This window comes from Arthrobacter sp. NPDC057009, from assembly GCF_042673905.1.
Classification (GTDB): Bacteria; Actinomycetota; Actinomycetes; order Actinomycetales; family Micrococcaceae; genus Arthrobacter.
Map to the genome: position 1 here is coordinate 1 of NZ_JBHUSB010000056.1, position 1,553 is coordinate 1,553.

General features: G+C 63.1%; 1 protein-coding gene and 1 pseudogene. One reads left to right on the forward strand and one right to left on the reverse strand.

Annotated elements, in window-relative coordinates; genetic code table 11:
* Positions 1–323: 323 nt before the first annotated feature.
* Positions 324–1,394: pseudogene (locus tag ACFTR6_RS22075) on the forward strand (IS110 family transposase); the annotation flags it as partial.
* A 14-nt stretch (positions 1,395–1,408) separates the two neighbouring features.
* On the opposite strand, the gene ACFTR6_RS22080 reads toward ACFTR6_RS22075, so the two are convergent.
* Entirely contained in the window at positions 1,409–1,510 is a 102-nt protein-coding gene (locus ACFTR6_RS22080) for a hypothetical protein (RefSeq protein ID WP_377959481.1), read from the reverse strand.
* Positions 1,511–1,553: the final 43 nt, after the last annotated feature.

The window sequence follows — 1,553 nt, forward strand, 5'->3', positions numbered from 1 at the left end:
GGACTAGCGGTCCAGCGTCGCTGTCGCGCCGTGGTGGGAGAAAGTATGCGGTTGCCTCGCCCCTGGCTCTGGCCGGGGATGAGGTTTCGGGCAGATCATGGAGGTGTCTGCTGCGGTGGACGCCGTTAAGTCTGTGGTGCCGAGGTTGAGCCTGTGGACTAGCGTGGCGCGGAGGGCTTCCACGGGAACCGTGGATTGTTGCCTTTGGAGCACGAGTGTTAGATTCCTCTGTTTTCCCTGTCCTCCCCTCGGCAGACGCCTATAACGCGGTCGAGGTGTCAGGAGGAACGGCCATGGATATCGTGCACGAGCGGGCCGCGGGAATGGATATTTCCAAACGTGACGCAAAGGTGTGTCTCCGATTGCCCGGGCAGCGGGCCGGAACCTATACCTCCACGGTCACAACGTGGGGCGCAACCACAGGCCAGATCCTTGCCCTGCGGGACTTCCTGGAACGCGAGCACGTCACCACGGTAGTCATGGAAGCCACGAGCGATTACTGGAAACCCTTCTTCTATCTCCTCGAAGAAACGCTGCCGGTGATGCTGGTCAACGCCAAGGCCGCAAGGAACATCCCGGGCCGCAAAACCGATGTTTCCGATGCGGCCTGGCTCGCTCAGCTGGGCGCGCATGGGCTGCTTCGGGCCTCCTTCGTTCCGCCCGAACCGATCCGCGAACTGCGGGACCTGACCAGGGCCCGGGCCATTGCCATCCGTGACCGGACCCGCGAGATCCAGCGCCTGGAGAAGTTCCTGGAAGGCTCAGGGATCAAGCTCTCCTCCGTGGTGTCGGACCTAACCGGTGTTTCGTCCCGCACGATGCTCGAGGCTCTCGTCAACGGTGAACGCGACCCGGAGGTCCTCGCCGGCCTCGCCAAAGGCACCCTCCGCTCAAAAGTCCCCGAGCTCGTGGAGGCCCTCACCGGCCGCTTCAAAAGCCACCACGCGTTCATGGCCCGGTTGCATCTGGATCAGATCGATGCCCAGTCCCGCATCATCGACGCGCTCACCGGACGGATCGACGAAGCGATGGAGCCCTTTCGTGCCGCCAGGGAGTTCCTGGCCACCATCCCGGGAGTCTCACTCAAAGTCGCTGACGTGATCATTGCCGAAACCGGCGCGGACATGTCCCGCTTCGAAACACCCGGCCGGCTCGCGTCCTGGACCGGTGTCTGTCCCGGCGCCAACGAATCCGCCGGACGGATCAAGTCAGCCCACATCCTGCCCGGCAACAAATACCTCAAGGGCGCCCTGGGCATCGCGGCCCTCTCCGCCTCCCGGAGCAAGGACACTTACCTGGCCGCCAAATACTGGCGCATCGCTGCCCGTCGCGGACCCATGAAAGCCACGGTCGCCCTCGAACACTCCATCATCACCGCCGCCTGGCACATGCTCGCCGACGGTGAATGCTATGCCGATCCCGGCGCCGACCACTTCACACGTCTGGACCCGACCAAAGCCAAGAACAACGCCATCAAAAAACTCAACAGCCTAGGCTTCAACGTCACCATCACCCCGGCCACCGCAGCCTGACGAACCTTACTTTCGTATTAG